Genomic DNA, 17,941 nt, shown 5'->3' with positions numbered 1-17,941 from the left:
GATCCGAGCGCCCGCGCGCTGCGCGACTGTGGAGATTCGATCGAAAGATAGGGTCCCCATCGTCTAGCGGCCCAGGACCCCGCCCTTTCACGGCGGTAGCACGGGTTCGAATCCCGTTGGGGATACGCAGTACCGGTCTTGCACCAGCAAGGCCCCGTAGCGCAGTTGGTTAGCGCGCCGCCCTGTCACGGCGGAGGTCGCGGGTTCGAGTCCCGTCGGGGTCGCAGAGATTGCGAAGCGCAGCGAAGAGCCCCACACCAGATGGTGTGGGGCTCTTCGCATGCCCGGCGGGACCGCGCTCAGCGCCTCACCGGCTCACCTCGATGGCGATCTTGCCGCGCACGTGACCGGTCTGGCTCAGCGCGTAGGCCTTGGCGGCGTCCTCCAGCGCGAAGACCTCGGCCACCGGCACGGTGAGCTTCCCGGCGTCCGCGAGGTCCGCGAGCGCCTGCAGGTCGGCGGAGTCGGGGCGCACCCACGCGGAGATGCCACCGGCCTCCTCGACGCTGCCGTCGGCGATCGACCCGTGCCGACCGCCCTCTGCCAGAACGGCCTTGGTCGTCTCGAGCATGCCGCCGACGAAGTCCGCGACGACGTCGACGCCGTCGGGCGCGAGCTCACGGACTCGCTCGGCGAGCCCGTCGCCGTAGGTCACCGGCTCGGCGCCCATCTCGCGCAGGAAGTCGTGGTTGCCCTCCGACGCGGTGCCGATGACGCGGGCACCGAGGTCGCGGGCGATCTGGACGGCGAGGATGCCGACGCCGCCGGCGGCCGCGTGGACGAGGACGGTGTCGCCCGCCTTCGTGCCCAGTCGGTGGAGCAGCTGGTATGCCGTGAGCCCGGTGAGCGGGAGACCTGCGGCCTGGTGCCAGTCGAGGCTCTTCGGCTTGCGGGCGACGGTGCGTACAGGAGCGGCGACGAGCTCGGCGAACGTGCCGTGCTGCACCCAGTCCTTGCGCGCGTAGGCGATGACCTCGTCGCCGACCTCGTACTCCGGGGTGTCGAGGCCGACCTGCTCGACCACGCCCGCCACGTCCCACCCGGGGATGGCCGGGAAGTCGACCTGCATGAGCCCGTCGAGGTAGCCGGCCATGACCTTCCAGTCGACGGGGTTGACCGAGGCGCTGCGCACGCGGATGAGCACCTCTCCCGGGCCGACCCTGGGGTCGGGGACGTCGGTGAGCTCGAGGGTGTCGGGGGTGCCGTACTGGCGATAGGTGATGGCTCGCATGGTCGGGCCAACGCCCCGGTGAGGGATCTCCATTCCGGGTGGACGGCATACGCTCGGTTCATGAGTCACAGGATCTTCGGGACGAGCGTGGCCTCGGTCTACCCGCACTACGTGACCAAGGCCGAGCGCAAGGGGCGCAGCAAGGACGAGGTCGACGAGGTCATCCGGTGGCTCACCGGCTTCGACGACGCCGAGCTCAAGCGACACCTGGACGAGGAGACGACGTTCGAGGACTTCTTCGCGCAGGCCGACCTCAACCCGAACGTCTCGCTCATCACCGGGTCGGTGTGCGGGGTCAAGGTGCAGGAGGTCGAGGACCCGCTCATGCGCCGGATCCGCTACCTCGACAAGCTCGTCGACGAGCTCGCCAAGGGCCGCCCGATGGACAAAGTGCTGCGCGGCTGAGCGACGAGTCCGACCACACCCGGGCGGGTCGGCCCCCCGGTCACTCCCGAAGCGACCGGCGCAGGACCTGCTCGACCTCGTGCGTCGTGCCGAGCCGGTCGAGGCCCAGCAGGGCTGCACCGAGGACGGGCGCCGACTCGGTGACGGTCACGGTGGCGAGGGGGGCACGCTGGGCCAGGCCGGTGCGGATCTGCTCGTGGAGCAGCGGGTCTCGACTGGTCAGCACTCCCCCACCGAGGACGACCACGGCAGGCTCCTCGAGCAGCTGCAGGCGGCCCAGGGCGGTGACGGCGAAGAGGACGACCTCCTCGGCCTGGCGCATCACGATGGCCGTGGCTGGCGCGTCCCTCTCCTCGGAGGCCGCTCGCAGGACCAGCGGAGCCAGCTCCAGCAGCCGGGAACGAGGCAGCCGACCGAAGTGGACGTCCTGGATGACCTCGTCCAGGGAGCCGGCGCCGAAGTACTCGACGATCCGGCGCTGCAGCACGGTGGGGGCACCTCGGCCGTCGGCGGCTCGGGCGGCTGCGAACAGGGCCTCGTCACCGAGCTGGAGACCTCCGCCCCAGTCGCCGGAGATGTGGCCCAGCGATGGAAACCGGGTCTGGCGCCCGTCCGCGCGAACCCCGAGGCAGTTGATACCGGCCCCGCAGACGACGGCCACGGCGTTGGGCTCGTCGGTGCCGGCCCGCAGGAGTGCCAGGGTGTCGTTGTCGACCACCAGCTCCTGCGCCCACCCGTGGGCACCGATGGCCTCGTGCAGCATCCGAATCTCGGACGGGAGGTCGGCACCGGCCAGGTACACGCTGGCGACGGCCGCGATGGCGCGCGCGCTCGGGAGTCCGGCCTGGGCCGCGGCCTTGGCGACGAGCCCGTCGAGCAGTGCGGCGGCCCGTTCGACTCCTAGAGTGTGCGGTGAGGAGCCCGGTCCGCGAACGCGGGAGAGGGCCCGTCCGTCAGCGTCGACCAGCGCGACGTCCGTCTTGCTGTTGCCACCGTCGACCGCGACGACCGCCGGCCTCACCGGACCCACCGCAGGTGGTCACGGTTGGCGTGGAGCAGCCGGTCGGTCAGGCCCTCGGCCAGATCGACCTGGCCGACGAGCGGGTGGCTGAGCAGCGCCCGGAAGACGCGGTCCCGACCGCCACGAAGGGCAGCGTCCAGGGCGAGCTCCTCGTAGGCCGAGACGTGCGCGACCAGCCCTGCCAGCAGGGGGTCGAGGGGCTCCACCGGCAACGCGTCCGCACCCGCGGCGGTGATGCGCGAGGGCACCTCGATGACGGCCTCGGCCGGCAGGAACGGCAGCACCCCTGCGTTGCGGACGTTGACCACCTGGACGTCGCCTCGGTCCGCGGCCAGGGAGGCGACGAGGTCGATGGCTGCTTCGGAGTAGTAGGCGCCGCCGCGCTGGGCCAGCAGCTCCGGCTTCTCGTCCAGGCCGGGGTCGGCGTACATCTCCAGGAGGATGCGTTCCATCTCCGCGACCTGCTGGCCGCGGCTGGGCCCTGCCCGCTCCTCGGCCACGACGGTGTCGTGTGCGTAGAAGTAGCGCAGGTAGTAGGAGGGGACCATCCCCAGGCGGTGGAGGACGGGTTCGGGGAGGCCGAGCCGTTCGGCCAGGAGGGCGCCGTGGTCCCGGAGAAGCTCCGGGAGCCGGTCCCGGCCATCGACCCGGACGGCTCGCTCCCACGTCAGGTGGTTGAGTCCCACGTGCCCGAGGGAGACCCTGTCGGGGGGCACCCCGAAGAGCCCCGCGAACATCCGCTGGAAGCCGATGGCGACGTTGCACAGACCCACCGCCCGGTGGCCTTCGTCGAGAAGCGCCCGGGTGACGATGCCGACGGGGTTGGTGAAGTCGACGATCCAGACGTCGGGCGCAGCCAGCTCCCTCACCCGCTCGGCGATCTCGAGGACGACAGGTACGGTCCGCAGGGCCTTGGCCAAGCCGCCGGCACCGGTGGTCTCCTGTCCGACGCATCCGCACTCCAACGGCCAGGTCTCGTCGCCGATACGGGCCTCCTGGCCACCGACCCGGAGCTGGAGCAGCACGACCGAGGCGTCCGAGACCGCCTCGTCGAGGTCAGCCGTGGCGGTGACCTGCGCTCGATGGCCCTGCTTCGCGAGGATTCTGCGGGTCACCCCCGCGACGAGCTCCAGCCGGTCCGTGGCCGGGTCGACGAGCACCAGCTCGTCGACGTCCACTGCGGCTCGCAGGCGGGCGAGGCCGTCGACCAGCTCCGGCGTGTACGTCGACCCGCCGCCGACGACCGTGAGCTTCACTCGTCTCCTCCCTCACCAACGGGAGTGGACGGCGTGCCGCAGGCGCTCGTCGTAGAGCTCGACGACCCCTCGGGTGAAGTCCGGACCCAGATGCGGCAGGCGCCCGGCCGCCGCGTTGTCGCGGACCTGCCCCACGCTCCTGGCGCCCGGGATCACCGTGGAGACGGCAGGGTTCTGGCACAGCCAGGCTATGGCGGCCTGAGCGCTTGTCGCCCCCTCCGGCGCTGCACGCCGAACCAGCTCGGAGAACTGGCGGGCGGCGGTGATGCCGACCTCGAAGTCCACGCCGGAGAAGGTCTCGCCCACGTCGAAGGCGGACCCGTCGCGGTTGTAGCTGCGGTGGTCGTCGGACGCGAAGGTGGTGTTCTCGTCGTACTTTCCCGACAGCAGGCCGGAGGCCAGCGGCACCCGCACGATGATCCCGACACCCGCGTCGGCGGCAGCCGGGAAGACCTGCTCCAACGGCTTGAGCCGGAAGGCGTTCGCGATGATCTGGACCGTCGCCACGTGCGGTCGGGTGATGGCCGTCAGGGCCTCGTCGACCGTTTCGACACTGACCCCGTAGTGCGCCACGACCCCCTCGTCGACGAGGACGTCGAGGTCGTCGAACACCGCATCCGTCGAGAGGACGGCGCTGGGAGGGCAGTGGAGCTGAACCAGCTGCAGCTGGTCCACACCGAGGTTGCGTCGGGACCGGTCCGCCCACGCACGCAGGTTCTTGCGCGTGAAGCTCTCCGGCACCTGGTCCGCCCGGCGCCCGAACTTCGTCGCCACCGTGATCGAGTCCGTGCCGTCGGTCCGGCGCAGGAAGTCGCCGATCAGCTGCTCACTGCGCCCGTCTCCGTAGACGTCCGCGGTGTCGAAGAAGGTGATGCCCTCGGCGACGGCCGCATGCAGGATCTCGTCGGCCATGGCGTCGTCCACGTGACCCCAGTCGCCGCCGAGCTGCCACGTCCCGAGGCCCACCACGGAGACGTGCCTGCCGGTACGCCCGAGAATGCGTTGTTCCACCGTCGATCTCCTTCCGGCCGATGACCGCCATCGGACCCACGACATCCCTACCCATCTTCGGGCACTTCGACCGCATGCCGCTGCTTTGTGTGCGCGGTGGCCCGACCACCAGCGACGAGAACTGGCGTCAACGAGCCCTGCGGCCATGCGTTATGATGGTCGCGCCGCGACAGGCCCACCACGGAGAGATCCGCAGGTCGGACCCGTCGCGGACGTATGTGAAGCACCATCATGGCCAGGTAGCTCAGTTGGTACGAGCGTCCGACTGAAAATCGGAAGGTCGACGGTTCGACCCCGTCCCTGGCCACCACCACGAAACCGCAGGTATGCCGTTCCGGCACCTGCGGTTTCGTCGTTCCGTTCGTGGTGGGCCCAGCGACCGAGCCGGCTCAGGCCGGCTCAGGCCAGCTCGGGTCGGCTCAGGCCAGCTCGGCGAGTGGCACGGTCTCGCCCCGCCCGACGACGCGTACCCGGTCGGCGATGCCGGCGCTGGCGGCCGCGTCGAGGAAGTCCTGGAGTCCCGAGGTGAAGACGTCGTAGTCGTCGGTGTGGATCGGCACGGTGGTCCGGGGCCGGATGATGTCGACGGCTTTCACGCCGGCTTCGGCGTCCATCGTCACGAGGATGCCGAGGACCTTGGTGCCGCCCAGGTGGAGCAGCCCGAGGTCGATGTCCGGGTGGCGCTGCGGGATCTCGGCGAGGGCGTCGTGGACGAGGGTGTCGCCGCTGATGTAGATCGTGCCGAGGTCGCCGTCGTCCGCCTGAAGGATGCTGCCCATGACGTCGGGCAGGACGAGGTCGGTGACGCCCGGACCGTGACGTGCCGGACACGCGGTGATCCCCAGGCGGCGCTCCCCCTTGGTGACCGTGAGCGTCTCCCACGTCTCGAGGCCCACCGCCTCCGTGAACCCGAGCGAGTGCAGCTCGTCGCGAGCCTGCGGGGTCGTCACGACCGGGAGCGAGCGGTCGAGCCGGGCCTGGGCGACCTGGTCGAAGTGGTCGCCGTGGAAGTGGGACAACAGGACCAGGTCGAGCGGTGGCAGGTCGTCCACCTCCATCGCCGGGTCGAGCAGCCGGGTGCTGCTGAGCCCGTGACCGAGGTCGACCTTCTCGTGGCGGTGCACGAAGGTCGGGTCGGTGAGGATGGTGAAGCCGCCGTAGCGCAGCAGGACCGTCGCGTTGCCGATGAACGTGAGCGCGCCGGGTTCGGACCCGTCGCGATGGACTGTGTCCCTCGAGTCGTCCGGGGTGCGTCGCGGGTCGAGGTCGAGCTGTGCCATCTCTGCTCCTCCTGTTGTCCTCGGCCTCAGGCCGGCGGGTAGGCGTGGTCGCGCAGCAGCCGCGCCAGGTGGGCGGCGTCGACCGCGAGCGTCGCCCTCGTCGAGACCGTCTTCTCGGGTATCTCGTCGAGGTTCCTGTCGTCGGTCGTGTGCCTACCCGGCGCCGAGCCGCCGCACACGTGCCCCCAGGAGACCGATGTCAGGATGCGTCGGCCACCGGCCCGCCGCTGCGCAGGACCTCACGCTCGGAGGCGGTGGTGCCTCCCCACACCCCGAAGTCCTCTGCGGCGAGCGCATGGTGCAGGCAGGGCACCCGCACCGGGCATCCTCGGCAGATCGCCTTCGCCGTCTCTGACCGCGCCGTCCGCTCGCGACCGCGAAACTCCTCGAAGTCGAAGAACGCCGCGACGGACAGCGTTCGGCAGCGCCCTTGGTCCTGCCACTCGTACTCCTCGATGAGCGGCTTGGGCAGTCGGTCCGCGTCCCTGTCACGTCTCATGGTGGGTCCCTCCGGTCGTCGTCAGGGCGATGCCTGACCCGTCCTTGCCCCGCGGAAGCCCGCGACAAACGCCCTGATCAGGTGTCATGTACCCGCTTGGCGGGAGACACGAGAGATCGAGTCCCGAACTGCCGCTCGCCTTGTATAGAGTCCTGCTCGCGGGAGCGTCAGCGGCCAAACCACGAGCCGGTCGGACGAGCCGTCGTCCTCATCCGGAGCAGTCACAGATGACATCCTCTGTCCCGGCGCCCTCGGGCGATTTCGACCCCGGCGTGGCTCGTGAGCTGGCAGAGCTGGCCCAGGCCCTCCAAGCCGAAAGTGGCCGACAGGGCACCCTCCAGACCGTGTGCGAGCTGACCGCCAAGGTCATCGACGCCGATCATGCCTCGATCACGGTGCGGTCCCAAGGGGGCTTCCGCACGGTCGCGACCACGAGCGACCTCCCGGAGGTCATCCACCAGATCCAGTGCGACACCGGCCAAGGACCCTGCGTCGACGCGGCCGACGCGTACTCGACGTGGGCGACCGGCAACCTTGCGGCCGAGACCTGCTGGCCCGAGTTCGCCGCCAAGGCGGCGCAGCACGCCCGCGTGCAGAGCATGCTGTCGAACCGCCTCTACGTCAGGGACAGCGACGTGGGCTTCCTCAACGCGTTCGCCCACCGCGCAGAGGCCTTCAGCGACTCCGCCGTGGCCATCTTCGGTGTCTTCGCGGCTCATGCGGCTGTCGCCCTCCAGGCCGCCGAGGAGCAGGAGCGAGCCGACAACCTCGAGATCGCGCTGCACAACAGTCGGCGCATCGGGACGGCCATCGGGATCCTCATGCACGCGCGGCGGATCGACGAGGCGAAGGCGTTCGACCTGCTCCGCCGGCGGAGTCAGGACACGAACCGCAAGCTGTCGGCGATCGCCGACGACGTCGTGCGCACCGGGGTGCTCTGAGGCGGCGGACACGGCGCCGGAGGCGGACCGGGGCGGCTCTGAGTTGAACCACCCCGGCCCTCCGGGCCACCCGTGTCCCCGATGACCCACCCGTCACCTACCCCCCGGCGACGCGCCCATTCGTCGCTGTGTCCGGCCCGGTTTCTCCTCGGCAACGCCGGGTAGGTCAGGGTCATGGACACCAACGGCCTCGGACGTCACGCAGACCACACCGACACCTGCACTGTCGAGGGCTGCATTCCGGCCGGCGCGTTCCCCAGCACCCGTGACCAGCTGCTCGTCGCCCTCGTGCGTCACCACGCCAAGAGCTCACTGCTCTGGGAGCTGTCCCGGCTCCCCGAGGGACGGACGTTCCACCGCGCGCAGGACGTCGACGAGGCACTGGGTCAGTCGCGCAGGGTGAAGACCCCGCTCGAGCCTTGGTAACCCCAGCCGCGGAATCAGGCTGCCGGCTCGATGGAGCACCGCAGCCGGCGCAGGATCCCGGACAGCAGCCGCGAGACCTGCATCTGGCTGACCCCGAGCTGCGCGCCGATCTCGGACTGCGTGCACTCCTCGACGAACCGGAGGCGCACGATGGCCTGCTCACGATCCGTGAGCTGGGCGAGGGCGTGGCCGAGAGCGTCGCGCAGCACGAGCCGGTCGGTCTCGTCCTCCCCGTCGACACCCACATCGAGGGCACCCCCGTCGCGGGCGGGCATGTCGAGCGAATGAGCGTGGTATGCCGTGAAGCACGCCGCCGTCTCGTCGAGCTCGGCCAGGTCGAGACCCAACCGCTCGGCGAGCTCGGCACGGTTGGGCTCGCGCGCCAGCTCGTGACGGAGCGTCTCCTCCGCCGACAGCAGCTGGACCCGGCGCTCCTGCAGCCGCCGGGGCGGACGAACCGCCCAGCCCTTGTCCCGGAAGTAGCGCTTGACCTCCCCTGAGACGGTGGGGACGGCATACGCGGCGAAGCTGTGGCCCCGCCCGGGCCGGTAGCCCCGCACAGCCTTGACCAAGGCCATGCGGGCGACCTGGACGAGATCGTCGTCCTCGATGCCACGCCCGCGGTAGCGACGAGCCACCATGTCGGCGAGCTCCAGGCTGAGCAGCACGGCCTCTTGGCGGCGGCGCTCACGCTCGTTGGCGGAACAGCCCTCGAGGCCTTCGAGGAGGCGTTCGGCACGTGCGCACCGCTCGTCGCGCGACTCGGGCGCGGTGCTGGCCAGGGGGTGGGCGGAGCTCGGCAGCGGGTGGAGGGTCGTCACAGTCATGGCGGCGTCCTTCGTTCGAAGAGATGGCGCCTGTGTTGGACCATGGAGGTGAAGCTTCTCCTCCATCGGACCACGTGCGCCCGACGCCGGACACTCCGAAAGCGAAGGGTTCGGGCCGAAAGACGAACGATCTGCCGTACACCCGGCACGCCACCGGTCGGTGTGCTCGCTCAGTCGGGCAGAGGAAGGCCTTCTGCCGCACCGGGCCCCGCGGCGTCCGGATGTCGCGACCCCACCCTGCGCGCGATGGCGAGGTGTCCGCCGAGGAAGCCCGACGCCGCCGTGACGGCCGTGGCGGCCAGGGAGAGTCCCCGACCTGTGGAACGGGCACCGGCACGGCGCGCGGCCAGCGACGCGCCGAAGAGTCCGACCGCAACGCCGTTGAGCGCGGCGTGGAGCGCCCCGGTCCGAGAGTCCGGCCGGGGCAGCCTGCGCCACTCGGCCAGCCCGGTGACCACCGCCGGCACGGTGCTGGCGAGACCCAGCACGACGAGCGCGTCGGCCGCAGTTTCCTCGGAGGCACGGCCGCGCAGGTCGATGGCGACGCTCGACGCCCAGAACCCGATCGGCAGGTCGGTGAGGAAGGGGTGCAGGGCGTGCCCGACCGGCAGCCCGCGCAGCCAGGTGTCCACCGCGCCGTCGGGCATGAACCGGGCCAGCCGACCGACCGCCGCCACGAGGCCGTCGAGCGATGCGGCCGACTCGAGGCGGTGCATCGTCGAGACGGCGACGGGCGAGTCCGGGGTCGCAGGCAGAAGTGGGTCGGTCGTCACGGTCAGCACCTTTCGGGTCGCGATCGACATACCCGGCGCCCGTCGCACGCAAACCCCCGCGTGTTTGAAGAGGTCGAGCGCGGGGCATGCAGACGGTGCGGCCATGTGCTGGACTACGGGAAGGTGCGCTTCGCAGACCGGGACGTGGCCGTGCCACGACTCACGGCCGACGGGGGCGACGGCAACAACTCGACGACGAAGGAGGCGGCGACTGTGGGATCCGGCGGACTTCCGGGCATCGTGGACGCCGTGGTCATCGGTGCCGGACCCAACGGGCTCGTGGGCGCCAACGCCCTCGCCGACGCAGGGTGGGACGTCCTCGTGCTTGAGGCCCAGGACACCATCGGTGGGGCGGTGCGCAGCGCCGAGATCGTCGAGCCGGGCTACGTCACCGACCTCTTCAGCGCGTTCTACCCGCTCGCCAAGGCGAGTCCCGTCATTCGCGACCTCCACCTCGAGGAGCACGGGCTCGTCTGGCGGCACGCGCCGTCGGTCGTCGGCCACGCCTTCCCCGACGGGCGGGCCGCCATCCTCCACCGCGCGGTGGAGGAGACCGCCGCCGGGCTCGAGCAGGAGCACCCGGGCGACGGCGAGGCCTGGGTCGAGCTGCACCGGCAGTGGACGGCCGTGAGAGGTCCGCTCCTCGACGCCCTCTTCACTCCCTTCCCACCCGTGCGCGCCATGCTCTCGGTCCTGCGCACCCAGCGCGCGGCAGGGCTGCTCGACCTCACCCGTCTCGGCCTCACCCCCGTGCGGCGCTTGGGAACCGAGAACTTCGGCGGCGACGGCGGCCCGGCGCTGCTCGCCGGCAACGCGATGCACAGCGACCTGCCGCCCGACGGTGCCGGGAGCGGCTTCTTCGGGTGGCTGTTGTGCATGCTGGGCCAGGACGTCGGCTTCCCCGTCCCCGAGGGCGGCGCCGGGGTCCTCGCCGACTCGCTGCGCCGCCGGGCCGAGTCGCGCGGCGCCCAGTTCCTCACCTCGAGCCCGGTGACGGCGGTGACTGTGCGCGGCGGGCGCGCCGTCGGCGTCGAGATCGCCGGCGGCGGCTCGGTCCGGGCCCGCCGTGCCGTCGTCGCCGACGTCGTCGCCCCGGCGCTCTACCGCGACCTCCTGCCGCGCGACAGCGTGCCCGCCGGTCTGCAGCGGGATCTCGATCGCTTCGAGTGGGACGGCGGCACGATCAAGGTCAACTGGGCCCTGGACACACCCGTCCCGTGGAAGGCGGCGGGCCTCTCAGGCGCCGGCACGGTGCACCTCGGCGTCGACAACGACGGCCTGCTCGAGGCAGCCAAGGACATCGCACTCGGGCGCGTCCCGGAGCATCCCTTCCTTCTCTTCGGGCAGATGACGACGGCGGACCCGAGCCGCTCCCCCGTGGGCACCGAGTCGGCCTGGGCCTACACCCACGTCCCCAGTGGACTGGACTGGCAGCCCGACGCCCTCGCCCGCCATGTTGACCGGATGAGAGCGAGCGTCGAGGAGGTCGCTCCCGGCTTCGGGGACCACCTCGTGGGCGAGCACGTGCAGTCGCCGGCCCTCCTCGAGGAGTGGGACGCGAACCTCGTCGGGGGCGCCATCAACGGTGGCACGTCCGGCCTGCACCAGCAGCTCGTCCTCCGCCCGACACCCGGGCTCGGCCGCCCCGAGACGCCCGTCGAGGGGCTCTTCCTCGCGAGCGCGTCCGCCCACCCCGGCGGCGGCGTCCACGGCGCCTGCGGCTGGAACGCCGCCCGCGCCGCCCTCGCCACCCAACGACCCGGTCGCGGTCTGCGGCGCGCGCTCGTCGGCACGGCGTGGGAGCGCGTGCTGCGGGACCCGAGGAGATCACGATGACGCCGACCGCGCCTGCCCCAGGCGGAGCCGCCCTCGTCACCGGAGCCTCGAGCGGCATCGGCCTCGCGACCGCGGTGGCCCTCGCCCGGCGCGGCTGGACCGTCGTCCTCGTCGGCCGCGACCGGGGCACCCTCGAGCGCGCCGAGCGGGCCTGTGAGCGTGCAGGTGGCACGGCCGTCGTCGCGGTCGCCGACGTCCGCGATGCCGACGCCGTCCGGCAGGCCTTCGAGGTCGCCGACGCACAGCCGGGCGGTCTCGACACCGTCGTGCACTCGGCGGCGACCCTCGCCTATGGCCGGTTCGAGGACGTGCCCGGTGAGGTCTTCGAGGCGGCTCTCGACACGACCCTCCTCGGCACGACGCGCGTATGCCGTGAGGCCCTGCTCCGCTTCCGTCCCGCCGGCCGCGGCCGGCTCGTCGTCATCGGGTCGCTGCTCGGCAAGACGGCGGTCCCGGGGATGTCGAGCTACACGACCTCGAAGTGGGGCCTGCACGGCTTGGTGCGCACGCTCCAGCTCGAGAACCGTGACGTCGACGGCATACAGATCTCGCTGGTCTCACCAGGTGGGGTCGACACGCCCGTCTACCAACAGGCGGGGACCTTCCTCGGCCGGCACGGACAGCCGCCACCGCCGCGGGCGTCTGCGGCCGACGTCGCCGAGACCGTGCTCGACTGCCTCGACCGGCCGCGACGCGAGGTCAACGTCGGCGCGGCCAACGCGCTCACGGTGTTCGGCTTCCGCGCCCTGCCTGCGGTCTACGACCGGCTGGTGGGCCCGCTCATGGCGCGCATCGCACTGCAGCCCGGCGAGGGCGTGCCCGACACCCCGGGCAACGTGCTCGAACCACGACCGGAGGGCGAGGCCGTCGACGGCGGCTGGACGTCCCGAAGAACAGGTGCACGAGGCACCCACGAGATGGAGGAGACCATGGTGCACGAGACCGACCAACCCTCGTCCCCGCACGGCCAGCCGCAGCGGCGGACTGTGGCGGCCCCCGCCGAACGCGTCTGGGACGTCCTCGCCGACGGCTGGACCTACGCGATCTGGGTCGTCGGGACCGCGAGGATCCGCGCCGTCGACGAGACCTGGCCCGCGCCCGGGTCACGCATCCACCACTCGGTGGGGCTCTGGCCGGCGCTCCTGTCGGACACCACCAAGGTCGAGGAGTGCGACACGGGCCGCCGCCTGCTGCTCACCGCCCGCGGCTGGCCGCTCGGCGAGGCACGCGTGGAGATCGTCATCGAGCCCGACGGGCCCGAGAGCTGCACGGTGACCATCACCGAGGATGCGGTCTCCGGACCCGGGACCCTGCCCCCGCGGGTGGTGCGTCAGGCCATGATCCTCCCCCGCAACCACGAGGGCCTGAAGCGTCTGGCCTACCTCGCCGAGGGAGCCGCCGCGCCCCTCGGGCGCGGCGGCGACTGACCCCTCGGCGCAGGAGCGGTCAGCGCACGTCGCGAGCGCGCGACGTGCGACCCGTCGAGTCGTTGCCCAGGTGGCCACCGGTCGTCGTGTCGCGACGACGGCTGAGGGCGAGACCCAGCGCCACCATGCCCGCACCGAGCAGGAAGTGCAGCCAGTCGTCCGCCGAGTTGACCGGGACGAAGTTGGCCGACGAGTCCTTGTCGATGAGCAGGCCGTAGATCCAGAGCAGCAGGTAGATCACCCCGCCGCCGATGAGGTAGTTCCGCGCACCCGACCACGTCCGGGACATGGCCAGTCCGGCCACGCCGAACAGCAGGTGGACGATGTTGTGCAGGATCGACACCTGGAAGATCCCGAGCAGCATGGCGTCCGAGTCATGACTCGCGAACGTCATGTCGCCGTAGTTCGAGGTGATGCCCGGGACGAAGCCGAGCACCCCCACGAGCAGGAAGACGGCGCCGACGACGCGGGCGGCCTTCTGCAGGGCCGTCATGTCGTCGCCTCGGGTGGTGTTGTGGCGTTCTGGGTTGATGCTCATGACGTTCTCACTTCCTCGTGGAGTTGATGCCCAACAGCTACCCGGTTCGGGAACGAGCCATTCGTGCGCGGGCTCACCCGGTCACCGACGCCGGGCTGGGCGGGAACCGGTCCCAGACGCGGTGCTGGGCCAGCGCTTCGAGGACCGCCTCGGCGACGGACGAGTCGTCACCGAGGGCGACCCCGGCGGGATGGGCCATAAGGCCGAGCGCCTCGGCGACGGCCTGGGCGTGCTCCTCGACGCCGAGGACGCCGATCGGCTTGGCGTGGCGGTAGGCCTGGAGCACCATGGTGCGGACACGTGGGTCGAGGGCGGTCGCGTCCGGGTCCGCCTTGGAATCCGTGGACGGACGCGCGTCGGCTCCGGGCTCGGGCACGGCGGCGAGCACGAGCGCGTCGAGCTCGGCCGCGGTCGCCGTGAGCAGCGTCCGTTGCACCGTCAGCTCCCCGTCGGCGGTCCTCAGGGTGCCACCGGTCGGAGCGATGACGAGACCGCGCGCCCCCTGCTCGGTGAGTGCCTGGAGGAGCCGGGCGATGGCGCCCGCATCGCTCGTGGCATCGGCGACGACGCCGACGAGCCGCCCCTCGACCGGCCAGGACGAGCCGACCTGTGACAGTGCCGCACTCGGCTGCGCGTCCCCGCCTCCGCCGGCGCCGGTGGGCGCAGGCAGGCCGAGACCTTCGGCGACGGTGGCCACCAGCACGTCGTCGATCTCGGCGAGGCACTGCAGCTGACGGGTGCGCACCGTCTCCTCGAAGCACCTGCCGAGCTCGAACGTGTAGGCCGAGGTGATGTGGTCCCGCTCGACCGGCGACATGCTCTGCCAGAACTGCCGCACCTGGCTGTAGTGGTCGTCGAACGATGCCGGCGACTCACGCACCTTGCGGGACTCAGGTACCTGAGCCGGCACCTCGATGAAGGTCGCCTCCCCGGCGATGAAGGGACACCCACCGTCGAGGGAGTTCGGCCGGTAGGGCGCGACCCCGCCGTGGACGGCGTGCTGATGGAAGCCGTCGCGCAGCATGTCGTTGACCGGTGCATGGGGTCGGTTGACCGGGATCTGAGAGAAGTTCGGGCCGCCCAGACGGGTCAGCTGGGTGTCGACGTAGGAGAAGAGCCGGGTCTGGAGCAGCGGGTCGTCGGTGACGTCGATGCCCGGCACGAGGTGCCCGACGTGGAAGGCGACCTGCTCGACCTCGGCGAAGAAGTTCGTCGGGTTGGCGGTGAGCGTGAGCATCCCGACGGGCTGGACGGGCGCCAGCTCCTCGGGAACCAGCTTCGTGGCGTCGAGCAGGTCGATGCCCTCGAACATCTGGTCCTCGTCGTCGGGCATGACCTGCACCCCCAGCTCCCACTGGGGGTAGGCGCCGGCCTCGATGGCGTCGTAGAGGTCTCGCCGGTGATAGTCCGGGTCCTTCCCGGCGAGCTCCTGCGCCTCCTCCCACGTGAGCGAGTGCACGCCGAGCCGCGGCTTCCAGTGGAACTTCACGAGGCTCGTCTCACCGGCCTCGTTGACGAGCCGGAAGGTGTGGACCCCGAAGCCCTCCATGGTGCGGTAGGACCGCGGGATGCCGCGGTCCGACATGTTCCACATCGTGTGGTGCTGCGCCTCGGTGTGCAGCGAGACGAAGTCCCAGAAGGTGTCGTGCGCGCTCTGGGCCTGCGGGATCTCGCGGTCCGGGTGCGGCTTGGCGGCGTGGACGATGTCGGGGAACTTGATCCCGTCCTGGATGAAGAAGACGGGGATGTTGTTGCCGACGAGGTCGAAGGTCCCCTCGGTCGTGTAGAACTTCGTCGCGAAGCCGCGGGTGTCCCGCACGGTGTCGGCTGACCCCCTCGAGCCCAGCACGGTCGAGAAGCGGACGAACACCGGTGTCTCGACGCCCTTCTCGAGGAAGCCCGCCTTCGTCAGACCACTGGCGGACCCGTATGCCGTGAACGTCCCATGAGCGCCGGCTCCGCGCGCGTGGACGACGCGCTCGGGGATGCGCTCGTGGTCGAAGTGGGTGATCTTCTCCCGGAGGTGGTGGTCCTGGAGAAGCGTCGGCCCGCGCGCCCCCGCCTTGAGGGAGTGGTCCGTGTCGGGAACCCTCAGTCCCTGCGAGGTCGTGAGGTAGCCGTCCTGCTGGCTCATCGCCGTGGGTGGCACGTCGAGCGGAGCGCCCGTCGGTGAGACGGGCTCCGGCGAGCCCTGGTCCGGCTTCGGGGGCAGCGGCCCACGCGGCTCCACCGGCTCCTCGAGCTGCGGCGGCTGGGGGCCCGGGGCACCCGGTGCGGTGGGCACCGGGCGGTCCGGGACGCGGACCGGGACAGGGGGCTTCTGGGCGTTGTCGTCGTTGGCCATGCCACCTGTTACCCGCCTCCCACCGACCCAACCGAGTCCGACAATGCGGACCACCACAGTGTTTGGGCAGTCCCCTGCCGGGTAGGCCAACAGTCCCCGCGGATCGACCGCGGACCCGAGCAGAGAGGACGTGGAACGCATGACGAGCGACACCACGAGCACGAACTCGACCGCCGCGAGTGGCGGGACGACGGACGAGGCGAAGGCCGCTGCCCAGGACGTGGCGGGCACCGCCAAGGAGCAGGCAGGCCAGGTGGCGGGCGAGACCCGCCGGCAGGCACGCCAGCTGTGGGAACAGTCCCGCGACGAGCTGGTGCAGCAGAGCGGGCAGCAGCAGAACCGACTCGCCTCCACCCTGCGTGACCTCGGCTCCGAGCTGTCCGCGATGGCGAACGGACCCGACGAGGGTGGATCCGCGACCGGCCTCGTGCGCGACGTCGGCGACCAGGTGTCGTCGGCCGCCACCTGGCTCGAGAACAAGGAGCCCGGCGACGTTCTCCAGGAGGTGCGCGACTTCGCCCGGCGCAAGCCGGGCACGTTCCTCCTCCTCGCCGCCGGCCTCGGCGTGCTCGGCGGCCGCCTGACGCGTGGCGCCGTGGACGAGGCCCGCGACTCCTCGGACACGTCCGGTGCGACGACCTCCCCGGGCTACGCAGGCCAGACCGGCACGTCCGGCATGGGCGCGCCCGGTGGCACGGCCGCTGCCTTCGGCTCCGCGGGCACGGGGACGTCGGCATACGCGGACGCGACCACGCCCTACGCGGGCGGCACGACGGCATACGCCGGTGGTGACACGGCATACAGCGCTGAGGACGCCCCCTACACGGGTGACGACGCGGCCTACGCCACGGGAGAGACCGGCGACGGGACGGCATGGACCGGTGAGGTGACCCCGGGTGACGTCGCCACGACGGATCCGACGCAGGGCCGTCCTGCCGAGGGCCTCCGTCCGCGCATGACGGAAGGAGGGACACACTCGTGAGCCACGCCGCCAACCGCCCCTCGTCCGACGAGGAGCTGCCGCTGCGGTCGATCGGGGCGCTCGTCTCCGACATCAGCACCGACCTGTCGACCCTCGTCCGCCAGGAGGTCGAGCTCGCCAAGGCCGAGGCCAAGCAGAGCGCGACCCAGGCCGGCAAGGGTGCCGGCATGCTCGGAGCGGCCGCGGTCGCCGGGCAGCTCGCCCTCGTCTTCCTGTCGGTCGCCGCCTGGTGGGCCCTCGGTGAGGTCATCGGCCGCGGCTGGTCCGGGGTCGTCGTCGCCGTCGTCTGGGCGATCATCGCCGCGATCCTGGCCTCGGCCGGCCGGAAGCAGCTCAAGAAGTCACCGATGGGCCTGCCCCGCACGACAGAGACCGTCAAGGACATCCCCGAAGCGCTGAAAGGACAGCAGACACCATGACCTACCCCACTGACCCGCACACCACCACGCCCGTGTCGTCCGACGACCCCGAGGCCATCCGCCGGGAGATCGAGCGGACACGCGGACGCCTCTCGCAGGACGTCGACACGCTCGGTGAGACGGTCCGCCCCGGGAACGTCGCCCACCGGACGGCCGAGACCGCCAAGGGCAAGCTGTCCTCGGTGAAGGACTCCGTCATGGGCTCCGCCCACGACGTCCAGTCCACGGGAGGCAACGCCGTCTCCTCCGTCACCGACACGGCGAGCGACCTGCCGAAGCAGGCGCGCAGCAAGGCGCGCGGCAACCCGTTCGCCGCCGGCGCCGTGGCGATGGGCCTCGGCTGGCTCGTCGGCTCGCTCATGCCGGCCAGCGAGAAGGAGCGCGAGCTCGTCTCCACGGCCAAGGAACAGGCACAGCCCCTCGTCGACGAGGTCAAGTCCGTGGCGCAGGACGTCGCCCAAGACCTCAAGGAGCCCGCGTCCGAGGCCGCGCGTGCGGTCAAGGACACGGCCCAGTCGGGCGCACAGGAGGTCAAGGACCAGGGTCAGACCCGCGCTCAGGACGTCAAGGCCTCCGCGCAGGACAGCGGCGCCTGACCCGACAGCAGCGCCGCCACGCGGCGCCACGGCGGACCGCCGGGTCATCCTCACAGGGTGGCCCGGCGTTCTGCTGCCTGGTCGGGGTTGGAGAAGTGGCCCATGCGTTAGGTCGGTGAACCCGTGCTT

The 17,941-nt window shown here is 71.4% G+C and carries 19 protein-coding genes and 3 tRNA genes; 11 read left to right on the top strand and 11 right to left on the bottom strand.

The genetic code is table 11. The features are described 5' to 3' along the window. Positions 1 to 52 precede the first annotated feature (52 nt). A tRNA-Glu gene (locus tag ACOJV7_RS10160) sits at positions 53 to 125 on the top strand. Positions 126 to 150: 25 nt separating this feature from the next. Beyond that, positions 151 to 224, top strand: a tRNA-Asp gene (locus ACOJV7_RS10155). Positions 225 to 307: 83 nt separating this feature from the next. Here ACOJV7_RS10155 and ACOJV7_RS10150 read toward each other — a convergent pair. After that, complete coding sequence (locus ACOJV7_RS10150) at positions 308 to 1,231, bottom strand: NADP-dependent oxidoreductase (RefSeq protein ID WP_420190022.1); 924 nt, start codon at positions 1,229 to 1,231, stop codon at positions 308 to 310. Between the two features lie 60 nt (positions 1,232 to 1,291). On the opposite strand from ACOJV7_RS10150, the gene ACOJV7_RS10145 reads away from it, so the two are divergent. Beyond that, positions 1,292 to 1,636 (top strand): DUF2200 domain-containing protein, encoded by a 345-nt coding sequence (locus ACOJV7_RS10145; RefSeq protein ID WP_420190021.1) that lies wholly within the window; start codon positions 1,292 to 1,294, stop codon positions 1,634 to 1,636. Positions 1,637 to 1,676: 40 nt separating this feature from the next. On the opposite strand, the gene ACOJV7_RS10140 is transcribed toward ACOJV7_RS10145, so the two are convergent. Genes ACOJV7_RS10140 through ACOJV7_RS10130 form a run of 3 tightly spaced genes read right to left on the bottom strand, consistent with a single transcriptional unit; the run spans position 1,677 to position 4,924 of the window. Beyond that, positions 1,677 to 2,657 (bottom strand): N-acetylglucosamine kinase, encoded by a 981-nt coding sequence (locus ACOJV7_RS10140; RefSeq protein ID WP_420190020.1) that lies wholly within the window; start codon positions 2,655 to 2,657, stop codon positions 1,677 to 1,679. Beyond that, entirely contained in the window at positions 2,654 to 3,913 is a 1,260-nt protein-coding gene (locus ACOJV7_RS10135) for a 6-phospho-beta-glucosidase (RefSeq protein ID WP_420190019.1), read from the bottom strand. The genes ACOJV7_RS10140 and ACOJV7_RS10135 overlap by 4 nt, the downstream gene beginning before the upstream one ends. 12 nt (positions 3,914 to 3,925) lie before the next feature. Continuing rightward, positions 3,926 to 4,924, bottom strand: coding sequence for an aldo/keto reductase (locus tag ACOJV7_RS10130; RefSeq protein WP_420190018.1), 999 nt, complete (start codon positions 4,922 to 4,924; stop codon positions 3,926 to 3,928). Positions 4,925 to 5,157: 233 nt separating this feature from the next. On the opposite strand from ACOJV7_RS10130, the gene ACOJV7_RS10125 reads away from it, so the two are divergent. After that, positions 5,158 to 5,234: transfer RNA gene (locus ACOJV7_RS10125), tRNA-Phe, on the top strand. Positions 5,235 to 5,343: 109 nt separating this feature from the next. On the opposite strand, the gene ACOJV7_RS10120 is transcribed toward ACOJV7_RS10125, so the two are convergent. The 3 genes from ACOJV7_RS10120 to ACOJV7_RS10110 are packed head-to-tail and all read right to left on the bottom strand — an operon-like array spanning position 5,344 to position 6,703. Further along, on the bottom strand, positions 5,344 to 6,204 hold the full coding sequence (locus ACOJV7_RS10120) for an MBL fold metallo-hydrolase (protein ID WP_420190017.1): 861 nt from the start codon (positions 6,202 to 6,204) through the stop codon (positions 5,344 to 5,346). Between the two features lie 26 nt (positions 6,205 to 6,230). Beyond that, complete coding sequence (locus tag ACOJV7_RS10115; RefSeq protein WP_420190016.1) at positions 6,231 to 6,383, bottom strand: hypothetical protein; 153 nt, start codon at positions 6,381 to 6,383, stop codon at positions 6,231 to 6,233. A gap of 20 nt (positions 6,384 to 6,403) precedes the next feature. Continuing rightward, on the bottom strand, positions 6,404 to 6,703 hold the full coding sequence (locus tag ACOJV7_RS10110; RefSeq protein ID WP_420190015.1) for a WhiB family transcriptional regulator: 300 nt from the start codon (positions 6,701 to 6,703) through the stop codon (positions 6,404 to 6,406). Positions 6,704 to 6,789: 86 nt separating this feature from the next. Here ACOJV7_RS10110 and ACOJV7_RS10105 point away from each other — a divergent pair, with 86 nt between their 5' ends. Both ACOJV7_RS10105 and ACOJV7_RS10100 read left to right on the top strand, forming a co-directional pair. After that, positions 6,790 to 7,644: a GAF and ANTAR domain-containing protein gene (locus ACOJV7_RS10105; RefSeq protein ID WP_420190014.1), complete on the top strand. Its 855-nt coding sequence runs from the start codon at positions 6,790 to 6,792 to the stop codon at positions 7,642 to 7,644. Positions 7,645 to 7,818: 174 nt separating this feature from the next. Then, positions 7,819 to 8,070, top strand: a complete 252-nt coding sequence (locus ACOJV7_RS10100; protein WP_420190013.1) for a DUF2795 domain-containing protein — start codon at positions 7,819 to 7,821, stop codon at positions 8,068 to 8,070. Between the two features lie 14 nt (positions 8,071 to 8,084). On the opposite strand, the gene ACOJV7_RS10095 is transcribed toward ACOJV7_RS10100, so the two are convergent. Together ACOJV7_RS10095 and ACOJV7_RS10090 are read right to left on the bottom strand one after the other, a co-directional pair. Next, complete coding sequence (locus ACOJV7_RS10095) at positions 8,085 to 8,897, bottom strand: sigma-70 family RNA polymerase sigma factor (protein WP_420190012.1); 813 nt, start codon at positions 8,895 to 8,897, stop codon at positions 8,085 to 8,087. 170 nt (positions 8,898 to 9,067) lie between these two features. Next, complete coding sequence (locus ACOJV7_RS10090; protein WP_420190011.1) at positions 9,068 to 9,670, bottom strand: DUF2231 domain-containing protein; 603 nt, start codon at positions 9,668 to 9,670, stop codon at positions 9,068 to 9,070. Positions 9,671 to 9,820: 150 nt separating this feature from the next. Here ACOJV7_RS10090 and ACOJV7_RS10085 point away from each other — a divergent pair, with 150 nt between their 5' ends. Continuing rightward, on the top strand, positions 9,821 to 11,506 hold the full coding sequence (locus ACOJV7_RS10085; RefSeq protein WP_420190010.1) for a phytoene desaturase family protein: 1,686 nt from the start codon (positions 9,821 to 9,823) through the stop codon (positions 11,504 to 11,506). Next, entirely contained in the window at positions 11,503 to 12,933 is a 1,431-nt protein-coding gene (locus ACOJV7_RS10080) for an SDR family NAD(P)-dependent oxidoreductase (protein ID WP_420190009.1), read from the top strand. The genes ACOJV7_RS10085 and ACOJV7_RS10080 overlap by 4 nt, the downstream gene beginning before the upstream one ends. Positions 12,934 to 12,952: 19 nt before the next feature. Here ACOJV7_RS10080 and ACOJV7_RS10075 read toward each other — a convergent pair whose 3' ends face one another. Together ACOJV7_RS10075 and ACOJV7_RS10070 are read right to left on the bottom strand one after the other, a co-directional pair. Then, a complete protein-coding gene (locus tag ACOJV7_RS10075; protein WP_420190399.1) occupies positions 12,953 to 13,426 on the bottom strand; it encodes a DUF4383 domain-containing protein in 474 nt (157 codons plus the stop codon). A gap of 118 nt (positions 13,427 to 13,544) precedes the next feature. After that, complete coding sequence (locus ACOJV7_RS10070) at positions 13,545 to 15,815, bottom strand: catalase (RefSeq protein ID WP_420190008.1); 2,271 nt, start codon at positions 15,813 to 15,815, stop codon at positions 13,545 to 13,547. Positions 15,816 to 15,954: 139 nt separating this feature from the next. Between ACOJV7_RS10070 and ACOJV7_RS10065 the strand changes: the two genes are divergently transcribed. Genes ACOJV7_RS10065 through ACOJV7_RS10055 form a run of 3 tightly spaced genes read left to right on the top strand, consistent with a single transcriptional unit; the run spans position 15,955 to position 17,812 of the window. Next, complete coding sequence (locus ACOJV7_RS10065; RefSeq protein WP_420190007.1) at positions 15,955 to 16,797, top strand: hypothetical protein; 843 nt, start codon at positions 15,955 to 15,957, stop codon at positions 16,795 to 16,797. Then, a complete protein-coding gene (locus ACOJV7_RS10060; RefSeq protein ID WP_420190006.1) occupies positions 16,794 to 17,216 on the top strand; it encodes a phage holin family protein in 423 nt (140 codons plus the stop codon). The genes ACOJV7_RS10065 and ACOJV7_RS10060 overlap by 4 nt, the downstream gene beginning before the upstream one ends. Next, positions 17,213 to 17,812, top strand: a complete 600-nt coding sequence (locus ACOJV7_RS10055) for a DUF3618 domain-containing protein (RefSeq protein ID WP_420190005.1) — start codon at positions 17,213 to 17,215, stop codon at positions 17,810 to 17,812. The genes ACOJV7_RS10060 and ACOJV7_RS10055 overlap by 4 nt, the downstream gene beginning before the upstream one ends. Positions 17,813 to 17,941: the final 129 nt, after the last annotated feature.

Origin of the sequence: Knoellia tibetensis, assembly GCF_048606415.1 — a bacterium.
In the GTDB taxonomy this organism is placed as follows: Bacteria; Actinomycetota; Actinomycetes; order Actinomycetales; family Dermatophilaceae; genus Knoellia; species Knoellia tibetensis.
The sequence above is the reverse complement of the archived record's forward strand: the minus strand, read 5'-3'. Positions and strand labels throughout refer to the sequence as shown.